Annotated in this window: 22 protein-coding genes; 6 read left to right on the top strand and 16 right to left on the bottom strand. The window is 30.3% G+C overall.

The features are described from left to right. Positions 1-145 precede the first annotated feature (145 nt). Both clpB and CW731_RS02390 read left to right on the top strand, forming a co-directional pair. Positions 146-2,755, top strand: a complete 2,610-nt coding sequence (clpB, locus tag CW731_RS02395; RefSeq protein ID WP_100945225.1) for an ATP-dependent chaperone ClpB — start codon at positions 146-148, stop codon at positions 2,753-2,755. Positions 2,756-2,885: 130 nt separating this feature from the next. Then, complete coding sequence (locus CW731_RS02390; protein WP_100945224.1) at positions 2,886-3,389, top strand: histidine phosphatase family protein; 504 nt, start codon at positions 2,886-2,888, stop codon at positions 3,387-3,389. 213 nt (positions 3,390-3,602) lie between these two features. Here the strand turns inward: CW731_RS02390 and CW731_RS02385 are convergent, their stop codons facing one another. Then, positions 3,603-4,349, bottom strand: a complete 747-nt coding sequence (locus tag CW731_RS02385) for a DUF6503 family protein (protein ID WP_100945223.1) — start codon at positions 4,347-4,349, stop codon at positions 3,603-3,605. A 93-nt stretch (positions 4,350-4,442) separates the two neighbouring features. On the opposite strand from CW731_RS02385, the gene smpB reads away from it, so the two are divergent. Then, a complete protein-coding gene (gene smpB, locus CW731_RS02380) occupies positions 4,443-4,904 on the top strand; it encodes an SsrA-binding protein SmpB (RefSeq protein WP_100945222.1) in 462 nt (153 codons plus the stop codon). Between the two features lies 1 nt (position 4,905). Then, a complete protein-coding gene (locus CW731_RS02375; protein WP_100945221.1) occupies positions 4,906-5,874 on the top strand; it encodes a geranylgeranylglycerol-phosphate geranylgeranyltransferase in 969 nt (322 codons plus the stop codon). Positions 5,875-5,896: 22 nt separating this feature from the next. Here CW731_RS02375 and CW731_RS02370 read toward each other — a convergent pair whose 3' ends face one another. The 13 genes from CW731_RS02370 to CW731_RS02310 all read right to left on the bottom strand — a co-directional run bounded on the left by CW731_RS02370 (position 5,897) and on the right by CW731_RS02310 (position 19,821). After that, on the bottom strand, positions 5,897-6,817 hold the full coding sequence (locus CW731_RS02370) for an EamA family transporter (protein WP_100945220.1): 921 nt from the start codon (positions 6,815-6,817) through the stop codon (positions 5,897-5,899). Positions 6,818-7,037: 220 nt separating this feature from the next. Further along, positions 7,038-7,637 (bottom strand): bifunctional phosphoribosyl-AMP cyclohydrolase/phosphoribosyl-ATP diphosphatase HisIE, encoded by a 600-nt coding sequence (gene hisIE / locus CW731_RS02365; RefSeq protein WP_100945219.1) that lies wholly within the window; start codon positions 7,635-7,637, stop codon positions 7,038-7,040. Further along, positions 7,637-8,098 carry a GNAT family N-acetyltransferase gene (locus CW731_RS02360; protein WP_100945218.1) on the bottom strand — a complete coding sequence of 154 codons (462 nt, stop codon included), beginning with the start codon at positions 8,096-8,098 and terminating at the stop codon, positions 7,637-7,639. Before CW731_RS02360 ends, hisIE begins: the two co-directional genes overlap by 1 nt. Before the next feature lie 18 nt (positions 8,099-8,116). Continuing rightward, positions 8,117-8,872 carry an imidazole glycerol phosphate synthase subunit HisF gene (gene hisF / locus CW731_RS02355; protein ID WP_100945217.1) on the bottom strand — a complete coding sequence of 252 codons (756 nt, stop codon included), beginning with the start codon at positions 8,870-8,872 and terminating at the stop codon, positions 8,117-8,119. 79 nt (positions 8,873-8,951) lie between these two features. Further along, positions 8,952-9,689: a 1-(5-phosphoribosyl)-5-[(5-phosphoribosylamino)methylideneamino]imidazole-4-carboxamide isomerase gene (gene hisA, locus CW731_RS02350; protein WP_100945216.1), complete on the bottom strand. Its 738-nt coding sequence runs from the start codon at positions 9,687-9,689 to the stop codon at positions 8,952-8,954. 2 nt (positions 9,690-9,691) lie between these two features. Next, the gene (gene hisH, locus CW731_RS02345) at positions 9,692-10,273 is read right to left on the bottom strand and encodes an imidazole glycerol phosphate synthase subunit HisH (protein ID WP_100945215.1); all 582 of its coding nucleotides are present in this window, start codon (positions 10,271-10,273) and stop codon (positions 9,692-9,694) included. Next, positions 10,274-11,413 carry a bifunctional histidinol-phosphatase/imidazoleglycerol-phosphate dehydratase HisB gene (gene hisB / locus CW731_RS02340; RefSeq protein ID WP_100945214.1) on the bottom strand — a complete coding sequence of 380 codons (1,140 nt, stop codon included), beginning with the start codon at positions 11,411-11,413 and terminating at the stop codon, positions 10,274-10,276. A 56-nt stretch (positions 11,414-11,469) separates the two neighbouring features. Next, positions 11,470-12,522, bottom strand: a complete 1,053-nt coding sequence (hisC, locus tag CW731_RS02335) for a histidinol-phosphate transaminase (RefSeq protein WP_100945213.1) — start codon at positions 12,520-12,522, stop codon at positions 11,470-11,472. 38 nt (positions 12,523-12,560) lie between these two features. Beyond that, positions 12,561-13,844 (bottom strand): histidinol dehydrogenase, encoded by a 1,284-nt coding sequence (gene hisD / locus CW731_RS02330; protein WP_100945212.1) that lies wholly within the window; start codon positions 13,842-13,844, stop codon positions 12,561-12,563. 179 nt (positions 13,845-14,023) lie between these two features. Continuing rightward, positions 14,024-14,881 (bottom strand): ATP phosphoribosyltransferase, encoded by an 858-nt coding sequence (gene hisG, locus CW731_RS02325; protein ID WP_100945211.1) that lies wholly within the window; start codon positions 14,879-14,881, stop codon positions 14,024-14,026. Between the two features lie 342 nt (positions 14,882-15,223). Beyond that, on the bottom strand, positions 15,224-16,471 hold the full coding sequence (locus tag CW731_RS02320; RefSeq protein ID WP_100945210.1) for an aminotransferase class I/II-fold pyridoxal phosphate-dependent enzyme: 1,248 nt from the start codon (positions 16,469-16,471) through the stop codon (positions 15,224-15,226). 86 nt (positions 16,472-16,557) lie between these two features. Further along, entirely contained in the window at positions 16,558-17,556 is a 999-nt protein-coding gene (locus CW731_RS02315; protein WP_100945209.1) for a PLP-dependent cysteine synthase family protein, read from the bottom strand. A gap of 162 nt (positions 17,557-17,718) precedes the next feature. After that, positions 17,719-19,821 (bottom strand): S9 family peptidase, encoded by a 2,103-nt coding sequence (locus CW731_RS02310; protein WP_100947599.1) that lies wholly within the window; start codon positions 19,819-19,821, stop codon positions 17,719-17,721. 139 nt (positions 19,822-19,960) lie between these two features. Between CW731_RS02310 and CW731_RS02305 the strand changes: the two genes are divergently transcribed. Continuing rightward, positions 19,961-20,284: a YbaB/EbfC family nucleoid-associated protein gene (locus CW731_RS02305; RefSeq protein WP_100945208.1), complete on the top strand. Its 324-nt coding sequence runs from the start codon at positions 19,961-19,963 to the stop codon at positions 20,282-20,284. Between the two features lie 115 nt (positions 20,285-20,399). Beyond that, on the top strand, positions 20,400-22,997 hold the full coding sequence (locus CW731_RS02300; RefSeq protein ID WP_100945207.1) for an AsmA-like C-terminal region-containing protein: 2,598 nt from the start codon (positions 20,400-20,402) through the stop codon (positions 22,995-22,997). Positions 22,998-23,055: 58 nt separating this feature from the next. Here CW731_RS02300 and CW731_RS02295 read toward each other — a convergent pair whose 3' ends face one another. After that, positions 23,056-23,502: a DUF5362 family protein gene (locus CW731_RS02295; RefSeq protein WP_232734703.1), complete on the bottom strand. Its 447-nt coding sequence runs from the start codon at positions 23,500-23,502 to the stop codon at positions 23,056-23,058. A 117-nt stretch (positions 23,503-23,619) separates the two neighbouring features. After that, positions 23,620-24,894, bottom strand: coding sequence for an ornithine--oxo-acid transaminase (rocD, locus tag CW731_RS02290; protein ID WP_100945206.1), 1,275 nt, complete (start codon positions 24,892-24,894; stop codon positions 23,620-23,622). Positions 24,895-25,055: the final 161 nt, after the last annotated feature.

Genomic DNA, 25,055 nt, shown 5'->3' with positions numbered 1-25,055 from the left:
ATTCTTTAAGTTGCAAATATAAGGAACTTTTAACAGTCAAAAAGTCAGTTAAAACAATATTTTTATAGACAAAATGACTTATTTAATCACTATTTTTTAATTGGTACTAAGTTTGTACTTATGAAAGAAAATAAAAAAAACGAAAATGAATTTTAACAACTACACCACAAAATCGCAAGAGACCATACAATTGGCGCAACAGATTGCGCAAGGTTTTGGTCATAATCAAATAGAAAATGAACACATTTTTAAAGCATTAACGCAGGTTGATGAGAATGTTTTGCCTTTTTTGTTGAAGAAATTAAATATAAATATTGATGTTGTCGACCAGATTTTAGACAAACAACTAGAAAGTTTACCTAAAGTTACTGGTGCGGAATTAATGCTTTCTAGAGAAGCTAGTAAAACGCTAACAGAAGCAGCCGTTATTGCTAAAAAAATGAAAGATGACTATGTTTCTATAGAACATTTAATTCTAGCTATTTTTAAATCTAAAAGTAATATTGCTCAAGTTCTAAAAGACCAAGGAGTTACAGAAAAGCATTTGCAAGCTGCTATTGATGAATTAAGAAAAGGAGAAAGAGTAACTTCTCAGAGTCAGGAAGAAACCTATAATTCTTTAAATAAATATGCTAAAAATTTAAACAAATTAGCAGAAGATGGCAAGTTAGATCCCGTAATTGGTAGAGATGAAGAAATTAGACGTTTGCTTCAGATTTTATCTAGAAGAACTAAAAACAATCCGCTTTTAGTTGGAGAGCCAGGAACAGGAAAAACAGCAATTGCAGAAGGGCTAGCACATAGAATTGTAGATGGAGATGTGCCCGAGAACTTAAAAGATAAATTAATTTTTTCTTTAGATATGGGAGCTTTAATTGCTGGTGCTAAATATAAAGGAGAGTTTGAAGAACGTTTAAAAGCAGTAATTAAGGAAGTAACAAGTTCAGACGGAGATATTGTACTTTTTATTGATGAAATTCACACATTAGTTGGTGCTGGAGGCGGAAATGGAGCCATGGACGCAGCAAATATTTTAAAACCAGCTTTAGCACGTGGAGAATTGCGTGCAATTGGAGCAACAACGTTAGATGAATATCAAAAATATTTTGAAAAAGACAAAGCTCTAGAAAGACGTTTTCAGAAAGTTGTTGTAAATGAACCAGATACAGAAAGTGCCATTTCTATTTTAAGAGGAATTAAAGACAAATATGAAACACACCATAAAGTTCGCATTAAAGATGAAGCTATAATTGGTGCCGTAGAATTATCTCAACGTTATATTACCAATCGTTTTTTACCAGATAAAGCCATTGATTTGATGGATGAAGCGATGGCGAAACTACGTATGGAAATTAATTCTAAACCAGAAGAATTAGATGTTTTAGATAGAAAAGTAATGCAGCTAGAAATTGAAATTGAAGCAATTAAGCGTGAAAAAGATGAAACGAAGTTGAAATCTTTACGATCTGATTTAGCAAATCTAAAAGAAGAGCGTAATGAGATGAATGCAAAATGGAAATCTGAAAAAGAAGTTGTAGATAATATTCAGAATGCAAAAGCAGCTATTGAAGATTTTAAAATTGAAGCTGAAAAAGCAGAACGTGATGGCGATTATGGTAAGGTTGCTGAAATTAGATATGGAAAAATTAAAGAAGCTCAAAGTAATTTAGAAGCATTACAAAAAGCTTTAGAAGAAAATAAGTCTGAAACTTCTCTTATAAAAGAAGAAGTAACGTATGATGATATTGCTGAAGTTGTTGCAAAATGGACGGGAGTTCCTGTAACAAAAATGATTCAGTCTGAACGTGAGAAATTACTTAAATTAGAAGATCAATTACACAAACGTGTTGTTGGACAAGAAGAAGCAATTGTTGCTGTTTCAGACGCTGTAAGACGTTCTAGAGCAGGTTTGCAAAACCCGAATAAACCAATTGGTAGTTTCTTGTTTTTAGGAACTACGGGAGTAGGGAAAACGGAGTTAGCAAAAGCATTGGCAGAATATCTATTTGATGATGAAAATGCCATGACTAGAATTGATATGAGTGAATATCAAGAAAAACATGCCGTAAGTAGATTGGTTGGAGCGCCTCCGGGATATGTTGGGTACGATGAAGGTGGTCAATTAACAGAAGCTGTTAGAAGAAGACCATATTCAGTAGTGCTTTTAGATGAAATAGAAAAAGCGCACCCAGATACTTTTAATGTATTGTTGCAAGTTTTAGATGAAGGTAGATTGACTGATAATAAAGGGCGTGTTGCAGATTTTAAAAACACCATTATTATTATGACCTCTAATATGGGAAGTCATATTATTCAAGAAAAGTTTAGAGAGCCAAAAGCAGATATAGATGCAGTTACAGAGTTGGCAAAAATTGAGGTTTTAGCATTGTTAAAACAATCTGTAAGACCAGAATTTTTAAACCGAATAGATGATGTAATTATGTTTACACCTTTAAAAGAAAGCGATATTTTTAAAATAGTAAAGCTACAAATAGATCTTTTGAAGAAAATGATTGGCAAACAAGAAATTACTTTAGATGCAACAGATGAAGCAATAACATATTTAGCTAAAAAAGGATATCAGCCAGAATTTGGTGCAAGACCTGTAAAAAGAGTCATTCAGAAAGAAGTTTTAAATCAACTTTCTAAAGAAATCTTATCTGGTAAAATTACAACAGATAGTATTATTTTAATTGATGCTTTTGATGATAAATTGGTTTTTAGAAATCAGTCTGATTTAGAAGAAAATTCATAAATATTAGCGTTATTGTGAGGAACGAAGCAATCTCTTTTTAATAAGCAGATTGTTTCGTTATTCTTCCTCGCAATAACGTTTTTAAATACTTTTTCTTTTTTGTTTATATTCGTACTATAAATCTCTCATTATGAAAAAATTTCTTTTAGTATTTGTATTTATTTTAGGTATGTTAAGTTCTTGTACTTCAAATGAAACAACAACCTATTATCTAATTCGTCATGCGGAAAAAGACAGAACAGATGAGACAAATAGAAATCCTGATTTAAATGAAAACGGATTGAAAAGAGCAGAAAATTGGGCAAAGTATTTTGATAAAATTGACATAGATGCTGTGTATTCTACAGATTATAACAGAACACAACAGACGGCAAAACCTACTGCTGAAAGTAAAGAATTAAACATTATAAATTACGATCCTAAAAAAATGAATGATTCCATTTTTGAACAAGCAACTAAAGGAAAAACTGTTTTAGTTGTTGGACATAGTAATACAACTCCGGCTTTTGTAAATAGCCTTTTGGGAGAGAAAAAGTATGAAGATATGGACGACCATAATAATGCTAGCTTGTATATTGTAACTATTATTGGTGATAAAAAAACAAGTATTGTAGAGAAAATAGATTCACACTAATTCTCGAAAGTTATTAAATTAGCAAACTAGTTTAGCCCTGATTGAAACATTTGTTTGAGCTCTTTTTTATTCTTTTTCTGAATAAAAAAAGCGAGTGTTGAAAGCAGGAAATAGCTTCAAAAAAATAAATTTATTGTTAGCTTATAGTCAACATTTTTAGATAGACTATTAGTTGTTTTTAATTAGAGTTATTACTCATTAAGAATAACAGAATTAGTCTAATATTTTAACTTTAATGTCTTTTAAAATAATTTCAGATACTTTTTTAAGTTCATTATTTTCAAACGCTTTGTCAATATTATTTAAAGAAATATCTTTGGTTAAAGACTTGTAATTATGGTAATCTACAAATCGAATTCCTTTTATAATACATTGTTCTTTTAGCACTCTAAAGCGTTTTCCGCCTCCGTTTGTATGGTAAGAATAGGCCAAGTAATCGATTAAAAAATCTTCTTTACCGATCCAATAGATAAAAACATCTTCAAAATCTTCTCCTCCTCCATTTTCAGAAAAAGTAACTTCAATTTTGTAGTATTCTTTTCCTTTTATAGTAACAGGTTTTAGTAACTTTTTATTAACGGCTTTATCATTTAGCCCATAAGGTAAAACGGAAAAATAGTGAACAGAGTTTACAGAATTGGAATATTTATTTTTCATTGAATCTGCCACAGAAAATTCATGTGCATTTAATTCTCTTTTAAAGCCATTATTTGTAACAATATCAGATATCGTTCCATAATTTTCTTTTCTATGATTTCTAATTAAAACAAACTTTCCATTCGTTTTTCTAAGCGCAATATATTCTTTGTCTCTAAATTGAAAGCTTATTTGAGAATTTGCAACTTTATCTGCACCAGAATAAACAATTGTTTTATCTATAATTTGTTGTGCAGTTAACTTTGTTTCAGAAGATTTGCAAGAAAATAAAAAAGCGGATAATAAAATTAACAAATATTTCATTTAGTTTTGTTTCGTTTTAAATAGAAATTCAAAATTACGTTTCTTTCCCGAATGTAAAAATGTATCTTTGTTAAAATTAAAAAATGATTATTGATGGTTCAAAAAAACATCAACATAAAAAATAAAAAAGCACGTTTCGAATTTGAAATTCTAGACAAGTACGTTGCTGGAATTCAATTAACGGGAACAGAAATTAAATCTATTAGACTAAGTCAGGCTAGAATTACAGAAAGCTTTTGTGAATTTAATGACCGTGGAGAATTGTTTATTGTAAATATGTACATACAAGAATATTTGTTTGGGCATCATTTTAATCACAAGCCTAAGAGTGAACGTAGGTTGTTAATGAATAAACGAGAATTACGTAGTTTAAAAAAGGATGTTGAAGCAAAAGGAAATACAATTGTTCCTTTAAGATTGTTTATTAATGATAGGGGTTTTGCCAAATTAGAAATTGCGCTAGCAAAGGGGAAACAAACGCATGATAAACGAGAAGTAATGAAAGACAGAGATAACAAACGAGATTTAGCTCGAATAAAAAAGAACTTTAATTAAGATGATTTCTTTCTTAAAGCTAATTCGTTATAAAAACCTTTTTATGGTTTTATTAACGATGGTTTTAACGAAGTATGCGTTGTTAAACTCAATGCTTTTTAGTAATATTAGTTTTAAAAACTATACTTTAATTCACACCACTTATTCAGGTATTAATTCAACTCATTATCAATTTATTACACTCACCTTTAGCATCTTACTTATTACTGCTGGTGGTTATATTGTTAATGATATTTTTGATATTGAAGCAGATAAAATTAATAAACCGACAAAGGTTATTATTGGAAAATCTATTTCTACAAAAAGTGCATGGTTTCTTTACTATTCAACAAGTTTTTTAGGCTTATTTTTAGGCTGTTATTTATCTTTTACTATTAAGAATAATGGATATTGTTTCATCTTTTTAGGAACAATATTGCTTTTATTTCTATATTCAAAATTCTTAAAAAAAACACTTCTAATTGGTAACCTATTAGTTGCAGTTCTTTTAGGATTGGTTATTTTTACAACAGTATTATTTAATGAGCCTAAATCTAATAGCAATACTATTTTTGAAGTAATAAGTAACTTTGGTACTAGTATATCTTTGTTGCTAACAACAATAACTTATATTGTTTTTTCTTTATTAACAACTTTTATTAGAGAGATTGTAAAAGATATTGAAGATGTTAATGGTGATTTAAAAATAAAAGCAAAGACTTTACCTATTTTGTTTGGAAGAAAAAGAGCATCTAAAGTCGCTTTTTTCTTTAGTGCAATTCTTTTAGTCTTCCTCTTAATTGTTCTTCAATCTCTAAAGGAAAAGTATCTTTTTTTAATTTATGGAATTGTATGTTTATTATTTCCTCTACTCTATTTTATGCATAAATTATGGTCTTCGGAAACTAAAAAAGATTTTTCTACATTAAGTAACCTGATGAAAACAATTATGTTTTTTGGTATTTTATCTATGTTACTTTTTATCATATAAAAAGTAATCTCGATATTATTATTTATGGCTTAATTGATTCTTCTGCCGCAACCTTTGCAATTCTTTTACGTGAAGTAATAAAATATACACCAGATAGCAATACAATAGATGCAATAATAGATTGTGTTGTTAACACTTCGTCTAAAAAATACCACCCCAAAAGCATCGCAACTATTGGATTCACATAAGTAGATGTTGATACTTTTTCTGTTGAAACCACTTTTAATAAAAAGTTAAAAGCTGTAAAAGCAATAATACTACCAAATATTACTAGCACAACCATAGAAAGTTGCACTTTTTGAGACCACTCTAAAGGAGATATCATGGTTTCTTTAAAAGTTAAACTCATTAACAATAATAAAATACCTGCAAACAACATTTGATACCCTGTAGTGATAAAGAAGTTTTTAGGTAAATCTGCTTTAGACACAAATACACCTCCATAAGCCCAACTTAATACACAAGTTAGAACCATAAAAATACCTAATAAACTGCCTTCCGATGCTGTAATAGATTGCTGACTTACCAATAAATACATACCTACAAGTCCTAAACCAATACCAATTATAGATTGTTTCTGCATTGGTTTTCTATCTATTAACCTTAATAGAATTAACACAAATAAAGGTTGTGTAGAAGCTAATAACGCCGCAAAACCAGTATCTAAATATTTTAAAGCCCAAACAAAAACACCATTACCATAAACCAAAAAGAAAAAACCAGATACAAAACAATTAATCAATTGTTTCTTGGTAACCCTAAGGTTTAATTTCATAATTTTTGCAATAATCATTATTAGAAATCCTGCAGTAAAAAAACGTACTGACGCCATAAAAAATGCAGGTAAAGCAGTTACTGCAATTTTATTGAATAAATAAGTAGAACCCCAAACAATGTATATTGTAAAGAATGATAAGGCTATGAGTGATTTTGAATTTTTCAAGATGTATAATTTGATATTCAAAGATAGATTAGAAAAAATTATTTCACAATAGTGTTTATCAAATTAATTTAAAATAAAAAAAACTAGAAGGATTGATTATAATCTTATAACGAAACAATTAGCGATCATAATTAAATTGAGAATGCTTGTTTTTTTTTAAAAAAAAAGACCAAATAATCATCTTATTTAGTCCTTTTTTAGCTTCAACAAATAGTTGAATTTATTTTTGTCTCTGTTTCAATTCAGCTTCAATATCTTTTAGTGTAAAACCTTTTGCTTGCAACAACATTAAATAATGGAATAACAAATCAGCAGATTCATACAAGAATAACTCATCATTATCATCCATTGCTTCAATAACCGTTTCTACTGCCTCCTCACCTACTTTCTGCGCTATTTTATTAATTCCCTTGTCAAATAAACTTGCTACATAAGATTTTTGAGTGTCTTTATTGGCAACTCTTTCTTCTATAACATTTTCTAAAGTAGAAAAGAAACCAAAGCTTGAGTTATTTTCTTCATTCCAACACGTATCTGAACCTTTATGGCACGTTGGCCCATTCGGATTTACAGAAATAAGTAAAGTATCATTATCACAATCTAGTTTTATATCAACTAAATTCAATACATTTCCGCTTTCTTCTCCTTTAGTCCATAAACGTTTTTTAGTTCTAGAAAAGAACGTAACTAACTTTGTTGCTTGTGTTTTTTTTAATGCATCTTCATTCATATACCCCAACATCAATACATTTTTTGTGGTGGCATCTTGAATGATTGCTGGTACTAATCCGTCGTTATTTTTATTGAAATCTATTGTCATTATTTTAATTTTAACTCCATTTTTACATCAGCAGATTCAAAATGAGCATCTACTACTTCAACATGTTTAAAACCTAACTTTTCGTATAATTTTAAAGCACTTTCTAATTTACTACTCGATTCTAACGTAATTATTTCTATCTTTTTTTCGATACAAATGTCAATACAAATTTGCATTAATTTCTTTCCAATTCCTAAACCTTTGTATCCCTCAACTACACCTAATTTCAATATTTCGAAGTTAGTATCATTAACCGGAATTAAACTAATTGTTCCAACAATTTTAGAATCTAAATATGCTAAAAAAATAAAACCTCCTTTGTCTAAATACTTTTGAGGATTGTCTAATAAATCATCATCTGCTTTTTCATACAAATGATGTGCATGCAACCAATTTAAAGAAATCTCTTTAAATTGTTCATGGTATTTATCTTCGTAAGGTAAAATTTGTAATTTCTTCATTGTTTATATTCTTTAAAACTAAAGTCTAACAGGAATATTCTTATTTTTTAACTCTTTCTTCAATTCTAAAATAGGTATTTCTCCAAAATGAAAAACACTTGCTGCCAATGCTGCGTCAGATTTTCCGATTTCGAAAGTATCTATAAAATGTTGTACAGTTCCTGCTCCACCAGAAGCAATAATAGGAATATTTAATTCGGTTGATAGTTTAGCCAAAGCTTCATTCGCAAAACCAGCTTTTGTACCATCATTATTCATAGAAGTAAACAAGATTTCTCCCGCGCCACGTTTTTCGACTTCTTTTGCCCAATCGAATAAATTTAATTTAGTAGGTATTGTTCCTCCTGCTAAATGTACAATCCATTCTCCATCAATTTGTTTTGCATCAATAGCAACAACCACACATTGATTTCCGAATTTTTCTGCCAATTCATTTACCAAATCTGGTCTTTTTATGGCAGATGAGTTTATAGAAACTTTATCTGCTCCAGATTTTAACAACAAATCTACATCTGCAATAGATGAAATGCCACCACCAACCGTAAACGGAATATTAACTTGCTCTGCAACTTTTAAAACCATCTCTAACATGGTTTTTCTCCCTTCTAATGTTGCAGAAATATCTAGAAACACCAATTCATCGGCACCTAAATCTGCATACTGTTTTGCTAAAACCACAGGATCTCCTGCGTCTATTAAATTCACGAAATTGACACCTTTTACAGTTCTTCCATTTTTAATATCTAAACAAGGTATTATTCTTTTTGTTAACATTTTAGTTTGTCTTCGTCATTGCGAGGCACGAAGCAATCTCTTTATGAATAGCAGATTGCTTCGTGCCTCGCAATGACATTTAGTTATTAATAATAAATTGCTCCAACTGTTTTAAGTTAATTTTATTTTCATAAATCGCTTTTCCAATAATAACACCTTCACAACCATTTTCTGCTAATTTAGGCAATTCATCAAAGGTCGAAATTCCTCCAGAAGCAATTAGTTTTACGTTTTTTACTTCGGATAAAATTTGCTTATAAATATCAAAACTAGGCCCTTGCAACATGCCGTCTTTAGAAATATCGGTACAAATTACATACTGAATTCCTTTTTGCTGATAATCAGAAATAAAAGGAATCAATTCTAACGTACTTTCTTCTTGCCAACCATTTGTAGCAATTTTCCCTCCTGAATTATCAGGATAAAAATCTGCTCCTAAAATAATTTTTTGGGATCCATATTTAGCAATCCAACTTTCGAAAATTTCGCTATTTTTTACAGAAATACTTCCTCCAGTAATCTGATTAGCACCAGAATTAAAAGCAATTTCTAAATCTTTATCCGATTTTAAACCACCACCAAAATCAATTTTCAAATTAGTCTTAGAAGCAATTTGCTCTAACACTTTATGATTGATTATTTTACTCGCTTTTGCACCATCTAAATCTACAACATGTAAATATTCAATACCTGCAGCTTCAAATTCTTTGGCAACTTCTAACGGATTTTCATTATAAATTTTCTTTGTGTTATAATCGCCTTTTGTTAAACGAACACACTTTCCGTCGATTATATCTATTGCTGGTATTATTCTCATAATTATAAATTTAGAAAGTTTTGTAAAATTTTTGCGCCTTCTACCCCACTTTTTTCAGGATGAAACTGAACTCCGTAAAAATTATTTTTTTGTAAAGCTGAAGCATATTCAAATTCATAATCTGTCGTTGCAATTGCTTCAACACATTTTTCAGCATAAAAACTATGTACCAAATACATAAATTCTTTTTCTTTAATTCCTTTAAATAAATCTGATTTCAAATTAGTAATTACATTCCAACCCATTTGCGGAACTTTTACAGCATTCGAAAACTTCTTTATAGCTACATTAAAAATCCCCAATCCTTTTGTATTTCCTTCTTCAGATGAACTACACATTAATTGCATTCCTAGGCAAATACCCAAGACTGGTTGTTTTAAAGTAGGAATTACACTATATAAACCGCTTTCTTTTAACATTTTCATTGCAGAGCTTGCTTCACCAACCCCAGGGAAAATTATTTTATCCGCAGTTTTTATTTCATCAATATTATTTGATAAAACAGCATTTACACCTAAGCGTTTAAAAGCAAACTGAATGCTTTTAATATTACCTGCTCCGTAGTCTATAATTACTAATTTCATTTATAACACTCCCTTTGTAGATGGTAAAAACATCTTATTCGCATCTCTTTTTACAGCCATTTTCATTGCTTTTGCAAAAGCTTTGAAGATTCCTTCAATTTTATGATGCTCGTTTGTTCCTTCTGCTTTAATATTTAAATTACATTTTGCACCATCTGTAAACGATTTAAATAAGTGGAAAAACATCTCTGTTGGCATATCTCCAATTTTTTCTCGTTTAAAATCTGCTTCCCATTCTAACCAATTTCTTCCACCAAAATCTACGGCAACTTGTGCCAAACAATCATCCATTGGTAAGCAAAAACCATAACGCTCTATACCTAATTTATTCCCTAGCGCTTTATTGAATAATTCCCCAAAAGCAATCATGGTATCTTCTATGGTGTGGTGTTCATCAACTTCCAAATCACCATCAACTTTAATCGTCAAATCCATGTTTCCATGTCTACCTATCTGGTCTAACATGTGATCGAAAAATGATAAACCTGTAACAATATCATTTTTACCAGAACCGTCTAAATTTAATTTGATATAAATCTTCGTCTCGTTGGTATTTCTTGTAATTTCTACAACTCTATCTTCTAATTTTAAGAACTGATAAATTTCAGACCAATCTGTACTAGTTAAAGCAATACAGTCTAAAATTTCTTGCTTAGATGTTTCTATTTCATCTGCACCTAATTCTGGGTCTTCAGATAAAAAGATGCCTTTTGCTCCTAAATTTTTTGCCAATTCCATGTCTGTAATTCTATCTCCTAAAACAAACGAATTTTCTAAATCATATTCATCAGAAAAATACTTCGTTAACAAACCTGTTCTTGGCTTGCGGGTTTCTGCATTTTCATGCGGAAATGTTTTATCGATATAAACATCTGTAAAAACTACTCCTTCTTTTTCGAAAGCAGAGATTACTTTATCTTGAGCTGGCCAAAAAGTGTTTTCTGGAAAACTATCTGTTCCTAATCCATCTTGATTGGTAACCATCACCAATTCATACTCCAATTCTGAAGCAATTTTTGCCATGTATTGAAATACTTTCGGATAGAATTCTAATTTTTCTAAACTGTCTAATTGATAATCTACTGGCGGTTCTAAAACTAACGTTCCGTCTCTATCTATAAATAATACTTTTTTGCTCATGATTTTATTTTATAGACCTCACAAGTTTTAAAAACCTGTGAGGTTTTTTTATTATATTATTGAATGGCTGTTAAAACTGAAATTAATCTCTTATTTTCGATTTGTGTTCCAATTGTAAAACGCAAACAATTTTCACATAAAGGTTGTGTTGTTCTGTTTCTAATAACAATTCCCTGTTCAATTAATTGATTGTAACGTTTAGTTGCATCATCTACTTTTACCAAAACGAAATTACAATCTGTTGGATAAATTGTATTGATAAAATTAATTTGTTTTAATTTTTCTAAAAGCTGATTTCTTTCTCCTTTAATTTTGATGATTTCTTCTTGTACTTCTTCCACTTTTTGTAAACGATCAACGGCTCTTTGTTGTGTTAATTCGTTTACGTTATAAGGTGGTTTTATTTTATTTAAAATATTGATTATTTCTTGTGATGCATAACAAACTCCTAAACGAATACCTGCCAAACCATAGGCTTTCGATAAGGTTTGTGTGATAATTAAATTTGGAAACTCTTCTAATCTTTCTAACCAACTTTTTTCTTCTGAAAAATCGATATACGCCTCATCTATAACAACTAAACCATTAAATCTATTCAATAATTTTTCAACACTCTTTCTAGAAAAACTATTTCCTGAAGGATTGTTTGGTGAACATAAAAATAAAACCATACTATTAACATCAACCTTATCTAAAATTTCTTCAACTTTTGGTTGAAAATTTTCGGTTAATAAAACAGTTCTATTTTCTATGGCATTTATTTTGGCAAGAACATCATACATGCCATACGTTGGAGGTAAAGTGATTACATTGTCTTTATTTGGCTCACAAAAAGCTCTAAAAATTAAATCTAAAACTTCATCACTTCCGTTTCCTAAAAGAATATTTTTTTTATCTACTTTCTTAATTTTTGATAATAAATCTTTTACAGCGTTTTGTTGTGGATCGGGATACCTATTTACGCCATTTTCGAACGGATTTTCATTGGCATCCAAGAAAATCATATCGTCTGAAGTTGCGTCTTTATATTCATCTCTTGCAGAAGAATATGGTTTTAGAGATTTGATGTTTTCTCTAACTAAATTATTTATGTTGAAATTTGTCTTCATAATAAAAGCTCTCTAATAAGTTCGAGGAGACATTTAGTTTATTTTAAATCATTTAATCTTAAAGTTACTGCATTTTTGTGTGCTTGTAAACCTTCTGCTGCTGCCATTAATTCAATAGATTTCCCTATTGTTTTAATTCCTTCTTTAGATATTTTCTGAAAAGTAATACTCTTAGTAAAACTATCTAAATTTACACCAGAATACGATTTAGAAAATCCGTTTGTTGGTAATGTATGGTTGGTTCCTGAAGCATAATCTCCTGCACTTTCTGGTGTGTAATTTCCAATAAAAACAGAGCCTGCATTTTCTATATTGTCTATATAAAAGTCATTATTATTTGTACAAACAATAAAATGTTCTGGGCCATATTCATTAATCAACTCTAAAGCTATCTCATCGTTTTCTACAAAAATAGATTTTGAATTATTTATTGCTTTTTGAGCAATTTCTAGTCTTGGTAATTCTAAAATTTGTTTTTGTATCTCACTCGAAACTTTATCTATAAGTGCTTTAGAAGTTGAAACCAAAATGACCTGACTATCGGCACCATGTTCTGCCTGACTTAATAAATCTGATGCAACATAACTTGCATTTGCAGAGTTATCTGCAACCACTAATAATTCACTTGGGCCTGCAGGCATATCAATTGCTACTCCGTATTTTGTTGACAATTGTTTTGCAACTGTTACAAATTGGTTTCCGGGACCAAATATTTTATAGACTTTCGGAATAGTTTCTGTACCAAACGTATAACTCGCAATTGCTTGAATTCCGCCAACTTTAATAATTTTTGTAACGCCACATAAATGTGCAGCATACAAAATTGCTGGGTGAATTTTTCCTTCTTTATTTGGTGGAGAACACAATACAATCTCTTTACAACCTGCAATCTGAGCAGGAATTGCCAACATTAAAACAGTAGAAAACAAAGGTGCTGTTCCTCCAGGAATGTACAAACCCACTTTTTGAATAGGTCTTTTTTCTTGCCAACAAGAAACTCCCTTTGTTGTTTCTACAAAAACTTTCTTCGTTTTTTGCGCTACATGAAACTTCGTAATATTTTCTTTTGCAAGTTGAATTGCTTCTTTTAATTCTGAAGGAACCAAGGTTATCGCTTCTTTAATTTCATCTTCTAAAACTAAATTGCTTTCTAAAGAAACACCATCAAATTTTTGAGTATATTTATTTACAGCAACATCACCGTTTTTTTGAATATCAGAAAAAACTTCATTTACTATATCTTCGATATCATCAACCGTTTTGGTTGGTCTTTCTAATATTTTATTCCAATCTTTTTTCGATGGATTATTTATGATTTTCATAATTTACTATCTCTTATAAATTTGCTCTAGCGTTAGGGATTGTAGCATTTGTTTGAGCTCTTTTTTCTTTTTCAGAAAAAAAGCGAGTGCGAAAAGCCCGTTAAAACGCCCAAATTAAAATATTTACTTTTTGGATACAGAAACAAGTTCTGTATGTTTTGTTTTTTATTTACAAAAAACTAAAGCACCATTTTCTCAATAGGACACACTAAAATACCTTCTGCTCCATTTGCCTTTAACCCATCAATAATTTCCCAAAACTGATTTTTAGAAATTACTGCGTGTACAGAGCTCCAACCTTTTTCTGCCAAAGGTAAAACGGTAGGGCTTCTCATTCCTGGCAACAAACTTAAAATAGCTTCTAATTTGTGGTTTGGTGCGTTTAACAATACATATTTAGAATCTTGTCCTTTTAAAACAGATTGAATTCTAAACTGAATCTTATCTAAAATGGCTTTTCTTTCTTGGAAAATTTTTGGAGAAACAGCTAGAACTGCTTCCGATTTTAAGAGCACTTCAATCTCTTTTAAACCGTTTTTAAACAAAGTTGAACCACTTGAAACGATATCACAAATTCCGTCTGCCAAACCAATATTAGGTGCAATTTCTACAGAACCACTAATGGTGTGCAATTGTGCATCTATGTTTTGTTCTTTTAAAAACTTTTTTACAGTTTCTGGATATGAAGTTGCAATTCTTTTTCCTGCTAAATCTTTTAAAGAACTCGCTTTTGAACCCTTAGGAACAGCGATAGAAACTTTACATTTAGAAAAGCCTAAGCGTTCTATAAATTCTAAATCGCTTCCTTTTTCTATTAAAATATTCTCACCAATAATGGCTGCATCTACAACTCCGTCTCTTAAATATTGTGGAATATCTCCGTTTCTTAAATAGAACACTTCAACAGGGAAGTTTCTCGCAGATGCTTTTAATTGATCTTTACCGTTATCTATAGAAATACCAATGTCTTTTAAGATTCTCATTGAATCTTCATTTAATCTACCTGACTTTTGTACTGCAATTCTTAAATTACTCATTTTTATTTTATTAAATGCTTGAGCAAATACGGTTTTAAATAAAAAAAACCCGTTTGATTTGCTCAAACGGGTTTCTATAAATTTTTGATTTTATTCAATACATTTTTAGATCGCTTGATTGCAATTGTAAAAATGATGATGATGAAATTGAATAAAAGTCATGTCTTTATTTATTATATGCAAATATCTAATTTTTATTTTATGTAATCCAAATATTTTAGATAAAATTTTTAAATAAGCTTAAATTTTATCAATTTCTTAATATTTGTTAGATTTTACCTTTTTAAAACAAAAAACCGAACATAAATGTTCGGTTTTCAAAATTATAAATATATGTAGAGATTACATCATAGAAGTTGCAATCTTTTTATAGGTTCCGTTTTCTAACAATTCTCTAATTGCAGTAAAAGCGGTAATTGTTTCATCTATATCTTCTTGTGTATGCGTTGCTGTTGGTATTAATCTTAAAATAATCAATCCTTTAGGAATTACGGGATATACCACAATAGAACAGAAAATACCGTGGTTTTCACGTAAATCATTTACCATTGCCATCGCTTCAGGAATCTCTCCTTTTAAGAATACAGGCGTAATACACGTTTGCGTTGTTCCTAAATCGAAACCAGCATTTCGTAAACCAGATTGTAAAGCATTTGTGTTCTCCCACAACTTCTCTTTTAATTCTGGCATTGTTCTAATCATGTCTAAACGTTTTAGAGCACCTTTTACCATTGCCATTGGTAAAGATTTTGCAAACATTTGAGAACGTAAATTATATTGTAAGTATTGAATTACATCTTTATTACCTGCTAAGAAAGCACCAATACCTGCCATAGATTTGGCGAACGTTGCAAAATAAATATCAATATCATCTTGTACACCTTGTTCAAAACCAGTTCCTCTTCCATCTTTTCCTAAAGTTCCGAAACCATGCGCATCGTCTACCAAGAATCTAAAATTATATTCTTTTTTAAAGGCTATAATTTCTTTTAAACGACCTTGTTCTCCTCGCATTCCAAAAACTCCTTCAGAAATCACTAAAATTCCACCACCAGTTTTTTCTGCCATTTTAGCGGCACGTTTAATGTTTTTCTCAAAACTCTCCATATCGTTATGTCGATATACAAAACGCTTTCCAGAATGTAAACGAACACCGTCTATAATACAAGCATGAGTGTCCATATCATACACAATAATATCATTTTTAGTAACCAAAGCGTCTATTGCAGACATAATTCCTTGATATCCAAAATTTAATAAATATGCTTTTTCTTTCGCTACAAATTCTGCACATTCCTCCTCTAGCTGTTCGTGCAAAGGTGTATGTCCAGACATCATTCTAGCACCCATTGGATACGCCATACCATGCTCTAAAGCAGCTTCTCCATCAACTTTTATAACTTCTGGGTGGTTTGCTAATCCTAAATAGTCATTAATACTCCAAGTAACTACTTTTTTTCCGTTGAAAGACATTCTATTAGAAATAGGACCTTCTAATTTAGGAAACACATAATATCCTTCTGCTTTATCTGCCCATTTACCTAAAGGACCTTTATCTTTTACAATTCTATCAAATAAATCTGTCGTCATATTCTCATCTGTTTTTACAGTTTGCAAAGTTAATGAATTTTAACAGTTTATACAATCCTGTCTGAGTTAGGAAATTTGTGTTTTTTTTAGTCTAAAAAACCTTGTTCTTGCATCCAAGAATCACTGTAGATTTTGTTCATATATCTCGAGCCATGGTCAGGGAAAATAACAACGACAAAACTGTCTTCATTAAAAAAACTCATAGCCGAATATTGTTTGGTAGCTTGTATTACAGCACCACTTGTATACCCGCAAAATAAGCCTTCTTTCTTTACAAGTTCTCTTGCTGCAAAGGCAGAATCCTTATCAGATACTTTTTCATAAACATCAATTATATCAAAGTCTGTTGCAGTTGGTATTAGGGTTTTCCCTAAGCCTTCAATTTTATACGGTTTAATTTCATTGCTATCAAACTCGCCAGTTTCATGGAATTTTTTAAGTACGGAACCAATTGCATCTACTCCTAAAATTTTTATGTTAGGATTTTGTTCTTTTAAGTATTTTCCAGTACCAGAAATAGTGCCACCTGTACCACTAGCAGCTACTAAATGGGTTATTTTACCTGCTGTTTGTTCCCAAATTTCTGGTCCCGTAGTTCTGTAATGTGCTTCAATATTTAATTCGTTAAAATATTGATTGATGTAAACAGAATTTTTTGTTTTTTTGTGAATTATTTTTGCTACTTCGTAATAAGATCTTGGGTCATCTGCTGCCACATTTGCTGGACAAACATGTACTTCTGCTCCCATTGTTTTTAACAAATCGATTTTATCTAGAGAAGTTTTATCGCTTACAGCTAAAATACATTTATAGCCTTTTACAAGACTAATCATTGCCAAACTAAAACCTGTATTACCAGAAGTAGTTTCTACAATTGTTGCCCCTTTCTTAAGAATTCCTTTCTTTTCTGCATCATTAATAATATGCAACGCAATCCGATCTTTTGAAGAGTGACCTGGATTAAAAGCCTCTACTTTGGCAAAATAAGAACCTCTTAAATTCTTAGTTATTTCATGAAGTTTAATAAGTGGTGTTTCTCCGACTAAATCTAAAATACTATTGGCAATTCCGTTATTTTTTGTCATTCTTCATTCATATATAAAACGTCATTACATGAGACATGACGAGTTAATCTTGTTTAAAAAAAAGATTGCTTCGTTACCTTTGTAATGACGCTTAATAGTCTTTTTATCGACTGCAAAAGTACATTTTCGTTTTGAATTATAAAATTGATTCTAAACCTTAATTCATTCTTTCTCTAATTTATTTTCTAAAGCGAATAAAAACGTATAGTCTTTTGCTGTTTCTTTTAAAGCATCAAAACGTCCAGAAGCACCACCGTGGCCAGCTTCCATATTTGTTCTTAACAATAATAAATTATTATCTGTTTTCAATTCACGTAGTTTAGCTACCCATTTTGCAGGTTCCCAATATTGTACTTGAGAATCGTGAAAACCAGTAGTTACTAATATATTTGGATACGCTTTAGGTACTACTTGATCATATGGTGAATATGACTTTATGTAGTCGTAATATTCTTTATCATTCGGATTTCCCCATTCGTCATATTCTCCTGTTGTTAAAGGAATAGAATCGTCTAACATGGTAGAAATTACGTCTACAAAAGGTACAGCTGCTATAATTCCGTTATATAATTCAGGATTCATATTTACAATTGCCCCCATTAATAAGCCTCCTGCAGAACCTCCCATTGCATACAAATGTTTAGAAGAAGTATAATTGTTTTCAATTAAGTATTTAGAACAATCTATAAAATCTGTAAACGTGTTCTTTTTATGTAACATTTTACCATCTTCATACCAATCTCTTCCTAAATATTCACTTCCACGAATGTGTGCCAAAGCATACACAAAACCTCTATCTAATAGACTTAGACGTGTTGTAGAGAAACCGTCTGGAATTGTATACCCATAAGAACCATACGCATATTGCAATAAAGGTGTGTTTTTATCTAACTTTGTATCTTTATGATACACCAAAGAAATAGCTACTTTTTTACCATCTCTTGCAGTTGCCCATACACGTTTACTTTTGTAGTTTTCTTTCTTGAACTTTCCGCCTTGAACTTCCTGTTCTTTTTTAACTTCTTTTGATTGATCACCCATGTTAAAATCTACCACAGAAGCAGGAGTTGTCATCGAATTATAGGCGTAACGAATTACATGTGTATCAAAATCGGGATTAGAATATACGCCAACAGAATACGTTTCTTCATCAAAAGGCAAGTAATAATCCGCAGAATTATCCCAACGTTTTATTCTAACTTTATTTAAGCCCTCTGTTCGTTCTTCTAAAACTAAATACTCTTTAAATATTGAAAAATCTTCTAATAAAGTGTCTTCTCTATGCGGAATTACATCTACCCAGTTTTCTTTTTCAGTATTAGAGATAGGTGTTTTCATCAATTTAAAATTGATGGCATTGTCTTTATTTGTAAGTATATAGAAATGATCTCCAAAATGAGAAACACTATATTCTAAATCTCTTTCTCGAGCTTGAAGCATTGTAAATTCGCCAGTAGGGTTGTCTGCATCTAAATACTGAGCTTCCGTAGAAACCGTACTATGAGAACCAATAAGAATGTATTTATCTGACTTTGATTTTGTAACGTAGGTTCCGAAAGTTTCATCTGTTTCATGAAAAACTTCAACATCTTCAGAAGTTGGTGTTCCTAAAACGTGTCTAAAAATCTTCTCACTTCTTAAAGTGTTTGGGTCTTTCTTCGTGTAAAAAATAGTCTTATTATCATTTGCCCAAACAGAACCACCTGTGGTATTTTCTATAATATCTTTATAAATTTCACCAGTTTCTAGGTTCTTAATTCTTAAAAAGTATTGTCTTCTACTTACTGTATCTGTTGCAAAAACAGCTAATTTATTATCATTAGAAATATTTAAACCTCCTAATTGAAAATAATCGAAATCTTTAGCCAATTCATTTACATTAAACATTATTTGTTCTTCTGCTTCTAAATTGTCCTTTTTTCTACTATAAATAGGGTATTGCATTCCTTTCTCAAAACGCGTAATATAAAAATAACCATTGTCTTTATAAGGTACAGAAGAATCATCCTCTTTAATTCTACCTTTCATTTCTTCGAATAAATTCTCTTCAAAATTCTTAGAAAATTCAGTTACTTTATCATGATACGTATTTTCTTCCTCTAAATAATTAATTACTTTCTGAGTTTGATCATCTCTTACATCCCCTAATTTTTGTTCATCAGTCAAACGCATCCAAAAATAGTTATCTATTCTTACATCTCCGTGTTTTTCTAATTTAGTGGGTTGTTTCTCTGCTGTAGGTGCTTTTGCATCTATATTTTTCATGGGTTCATTTTTACAAGCGGTTGCAAAAATAAGACTTAAAACAATGGTTGTAACAAATAATTTTCTCATTTTTAGTTGATTTATATATCCTTACAATTTACTAAATTTGCAGCTAACTTAATTTTAAAAAGAAATAGACATGTTTGGAGACTTATCTGGAATGATGAATAAATTAAAAGATGCGCAGCAAGAAGTTGAAAAAACAAAAACTAGATTAAATTCTGTTTTAATTGATGAAGCTTCTGCAGACAATAAAATTAAAATTACACTAACCGCAAATAGAGAAATTAAAAACATATCTATTCACGAATCTTTACTCTCTGATGCAGAAGAGTTAGAAGATTTTTTAATTCTTACCTTAAACAAAGCAATCGCTAAGGCATCTAAAATTAATGAAGATGAAATGGCAGCTGCAGCCAAAACGAATATGCCAAATATACCAGGAATGGACATGTTTAAGTAACATTATCTCTTTTTAAGAGATTTAAAAAAACTCATTTGAGTTATTTTTAACAGTATTTAAACTAAGATGCCTCTTGTAAAAGAGGTATTTTTGCATCATAAATATAATATTGATTATGATGGAAGAAAAAAAGAAGTCATCTTTAGGAAAGAAAATACTTAAGTGGTCTGTTTCTATTTTTTTAGTTTTATTAATTGCATTAATCTCCATTCCTTTTTTGTTTAAAGACAAAATTGTAGCAATGGTTTCTAAAACTATTAATAATAACATAAATGCAACCGTTACTTTTAAAGAGACAGATTTAAGTTTGTTAAGAAATTTTCCTTTAGCAAGTTTAAAAGTAAAGGATATTCTTGTTATAAATAAAGCACCTTTTTTAGGTGATACTTTATTCAAATCTAAAGAACTAAACTTAAATTTAAAAATTACAGAACTCTTTAAAAGCACTACAGAAACTTTAGAAATTAACAGTGTTTCCTTACAAAACGGAGCGCTACATATTCTTTTCAATAAAGAAAATATTGGCAATTATTATATTGCTAAAAAGAGTAATACTTCTACTGAAGGCTCAGAAAGTTCGTTATCTCTAGCAATAAAAGAGTACGAATTGGAAAACATTAATTTTAGCTATTTTGATGAAAACTCTCAAATAAAATTAGCTGTAGACAGCATTTATCATATAGGAAAAGGAAATTTCGCAAAAGACATTTTAGATCTAGATACAAAAACCGATGCTAAAATTTCTTTAGATATGGAAAACGTAAATTATCTAAATAATGTATCTATAAAGTTAGATGCTGTTTTAGGAATCGATTTAAAAAACTTAAAATATACATTTAAAGAAAACACTGGTTACATCAATCAATTGCCTTTAGAATTTAATGGGTTTATTCAGTTGGTAGAAGAAAATCAGTTGTACGATATGACGTTTAAAACGCCAACCTCAGACTTTAAAAATTTACTAGCGTTACTACCTAAACAATATTCAGGTAATTTAAATACCATTAAAACCGAAGGGAATTTCGATTTAAAAGGTGTGGTAAAAGGAACCTATTCTAAAACTACAATTCCAACTTTAGACATTTCTTTTATTTCTAAAAATGCGATGTTTAAATATGCCGATTTACCAAAAGCTGTTCATAACATAAATATAGATGCTAATATTATTAATAAAACAGGTTTTGCAAAAGATACATATGTTGCAATTAATAAGTCTTCATTTAAAATAGATCAAGATGTTTTTAGCGCAAACGGCAACATTTCAAACTTAACAAAAAACGCGACTGTAAACTTAGAAGCTAAGGGAAATATTAACTTAGCGAATATTAGAAAAGTGTATCCTATATCGCTAGAAAATGAGTTAGAAGGAATTTTAAAAGCAGACATTATTACAAATTTTGATATGAATTCTATTGAAAAAGGAAACTATCAAAACATAAAAAACAAGGGTAATATTACCATTTCTAACTTCAAATACAAAGGTGAAGATGTCGCTAATCCGTTTTTTATCGATAAGGCTTCGGTTACATTTAATACAAATACAATAAAACTAGAAGAATTTAATGCAAAAACGGGTGCTTCCGATTTGGCTATTCAAGGAAACTTAGAAAACTTTTATGGATTCCTATTTAAAGATCAGAAATTAAAAGGGAACTTCAATCTAAACTCTAGTAACTTTAAGGTGGATGATTTTTTAGCGAAAAGTGAAACCACCATAAAAACCCAAGAAACTTCTAGTTTAAAAATCCCTGCTTTTTTAGACATTACTTTAAACACAAAAGCAAAGAAAGTAATTTACGACAATATTAACCTGATCAATGTTTCTGGAAACATTTTAATTAAAGATGAAACAGTAACCTTAAAGGATCTAAAATCAGATGTTTTTGGAGGTAATATTGGTTTCAACGGAGTTGTTTCTACGAAAGGAAAAAAATCTAAATTTACGATGGATTTAAATTTAAAAGAATTAAATATTTCAGATTCTTTTAGCAGTTTAGAAATGTTAAAGTCGATTGCTCCTATTGCAAAAACTATTGAAGGTAAAATAAATTCGACCGTAAAAGTTTCTGGAGATTTGGATGCGAATATGACGCCTAATTTAAAATCTATTACAGGTGAGTTATTCGGAAAACTATTAGACCCGAAGTTAAATGGAAGTAATTCTAAAGTACTAACGTTGTTAGAAAAAAATGTTGATTTTATAAGTCTAGACAAATTAAATTTAGACGGCATAAATGCACTACTAACCTTTAATAATGGTGAAGTAAGTGTAAAGCCTATCAACCTAAATTATAAAGACGTTGGTATTGTAATTGATGGTAAACATGGTTTCGACAACACTATGAATTATAATGTTACGTTTGATGTGCCTGTAAAATATTTAGGAACTACTGTTACAAACGCTTTGGCTAAACTAACTCCAAAAGATGCCGAAGAAGTTAAAAGCATCCCTGTAAAAGCAATTTTAACAGGTAGTTTTTCGAGTCCTAATTTTTCTTCAAACATTAAAAATGCAACGGCAGATTTAATGAAGAATATTATCGAAAAGCAAAAACAAAGCTTACTAAATCAAGGAAAAGATAAATTGAAAGATTTGCTTTCTGGCGGAATCAAAAAAGATTCAACAAAATCTACAGATAAGACAAAAGATAAAATAAAAGATGTTCTTGGTGGACTCTTCGGAAAGAAAAAAGATACTGTTAAGAAAAATTAATCATAAAAAAACGGAAGCAAATTGCTTCCGTTTTTTTATATACAATACTTTTAAAGTTCTAGAAAGCCGCAGCCGCACCTATAACACCAATAATTGCTGCTAAAACATAAATTGACAGAATTATAATTGTAAAAACTCCAATAAACTTATAGTGAGATTTTAGCATTTCAAAAGCACTTGCTAATACTTCATCATCTTTAGAAATGAGTGCTTTTTTCATTTTTACAGAAAATTGATACAAATAGTATATTGGAAAAATGTAAATAAGTCCAAATATAACATATAACCCAGTCATCATACTTCCAACATCAAAAGGCATTGCTTGCGTTTGTGGCATATTATTATAAATAGCTCCTATAAAAAAGCTGCCTATAAGCATTAAGCCTAATCCTATAAAACCTAATATAGATAAGAATTTACACCACTTTGCTGTTTCTTTCAAAAATCCTTTAGCAGCACTTGTTAAGGTTAGTTCTTCTAATTCTGTAATCGCATTTTGCATCATTTTTTTATTTTGTTAGTTATGTCCAACAAAAATAGTCAAATTAAGATATTGACAAATAAAAAGCCACAAATAAAAAATTTGTGGCTTTTAGACATCTAAATTTAAAAAGTACTATTTCTAAAACTCAGAAATTGTATTCTTAATAATGGCAATACAATCCATTAATTGCTCTTCAGTCATTACCAAAGGTGGTGCAAAACGAATAATATTTCCGTGTGTAGGTTTAGCTAATAAACCATTATCTCTTAATTTCATACAAATATCCCAAGCAGTAGAACTATCTTCAGAATCGTTAATTAAAATTGCATTCAACAAGCCTCTTCCTCTAACAGATTCAACCAAATGATTGTTTTTACAAAACTCCGTTAATTCGTCTCTAAATATTTTCCCTAATTTATCTGCGTTTATTGCTAATTTCTCATCAGCAACAACTTCTAAAGCAGCCATTGCAACAGCAGCAGCAACAGGATTTCCGCCAAATGTAGAACCATGGTTTCCAGGGCCAATTACATTCATAACAGCATCATTTGCTAAAACAGCAGAAACAGGATATACTCCTCCACTTAACGCTTTACCAAGAATTAAAACATCTGGTTTAACTTCTGGTGTACCAGAGCAATTTTTCTCTGGACACGCACAATTTCCACAAGTAGCCAATAAACGCCCCGTTCTAGCAATACCTGTTTGTACTTCATCTGCAATAAATAATACATTATGATCTGCACACAATTTTTTTGCAGCTGCTAAATAACCATCAGAAGGCACAAAAACACCCGCTTCACCTTGTATTGGTTCTACTAAAAATGCAGCAATATTATTACTACTTTCTAACGTTTCTTGTAATTGCTGTAAATTGTCATATTCAATTTTAATAAATCCTTTTGTATAAGGACCAAAATTCTTTCTAGCCACAGGATCATTAGAAAACGAAATAATAGTAGTTGTTCTACCGTGAAAATTATTTTCACATACAATTATTTCTGCCTTATTTTCATTAATTCCTTTAACTTCATACGCCCATTTTCTAGCAATTTTTAAAGCCGTTTCTACAGCCTCTGCACCAGTGTTCATTGGCAAAAGTTTGTCAAAACCAAAAAGCTCTGTAGCATATTTCTCATACTGCCCTAACATGTCATTATAAAATGCACGTGAAGTAAGTGTTAAAGTTTTTGCTTGATTTACCATTGCATCTACAATTCTAGGATGACAATGCCCTTGATTTACTGCGGAATAAGCAGACAAGAAATCGTAATATTTTTTTCCTTCAACATCCCAAACATATACACCATCACCTTTACTCAAAACCACAGGAAGTGGATGATAGTTGTGTGCACCATGTTTACTCTCTAATTCTATCGCTTGTTGCGATGTAAGTTTGTCTAAAACAGCCATTTTATTTATTCGTTTTAAATGTTTATAATTAAATAACCATTCCTGTTCTACCTTTATCCTTTCAGTAAAAACTGAAAATTCAGCGTGGGAAAGAAATCATCCCCGAAGTTTCACAAAAGTAAATAAAATAATTAACTATTTGAACACAGAGTTTGTAGAAG

Source organism: Polaribacter sp. ALD11, assembly GCF_002831685.1.
Classification (GTDB): Bacteria; Bacteroidota; Bacteroidia; order Flavobacteriales; family Flavobacteriaceae; genus Polaribacter.
The sequence above is the reverse complement of the archived record's forward strand: the minus strand, read 5'-3'. Positions and strand labels throughout refer to the sequence as shown.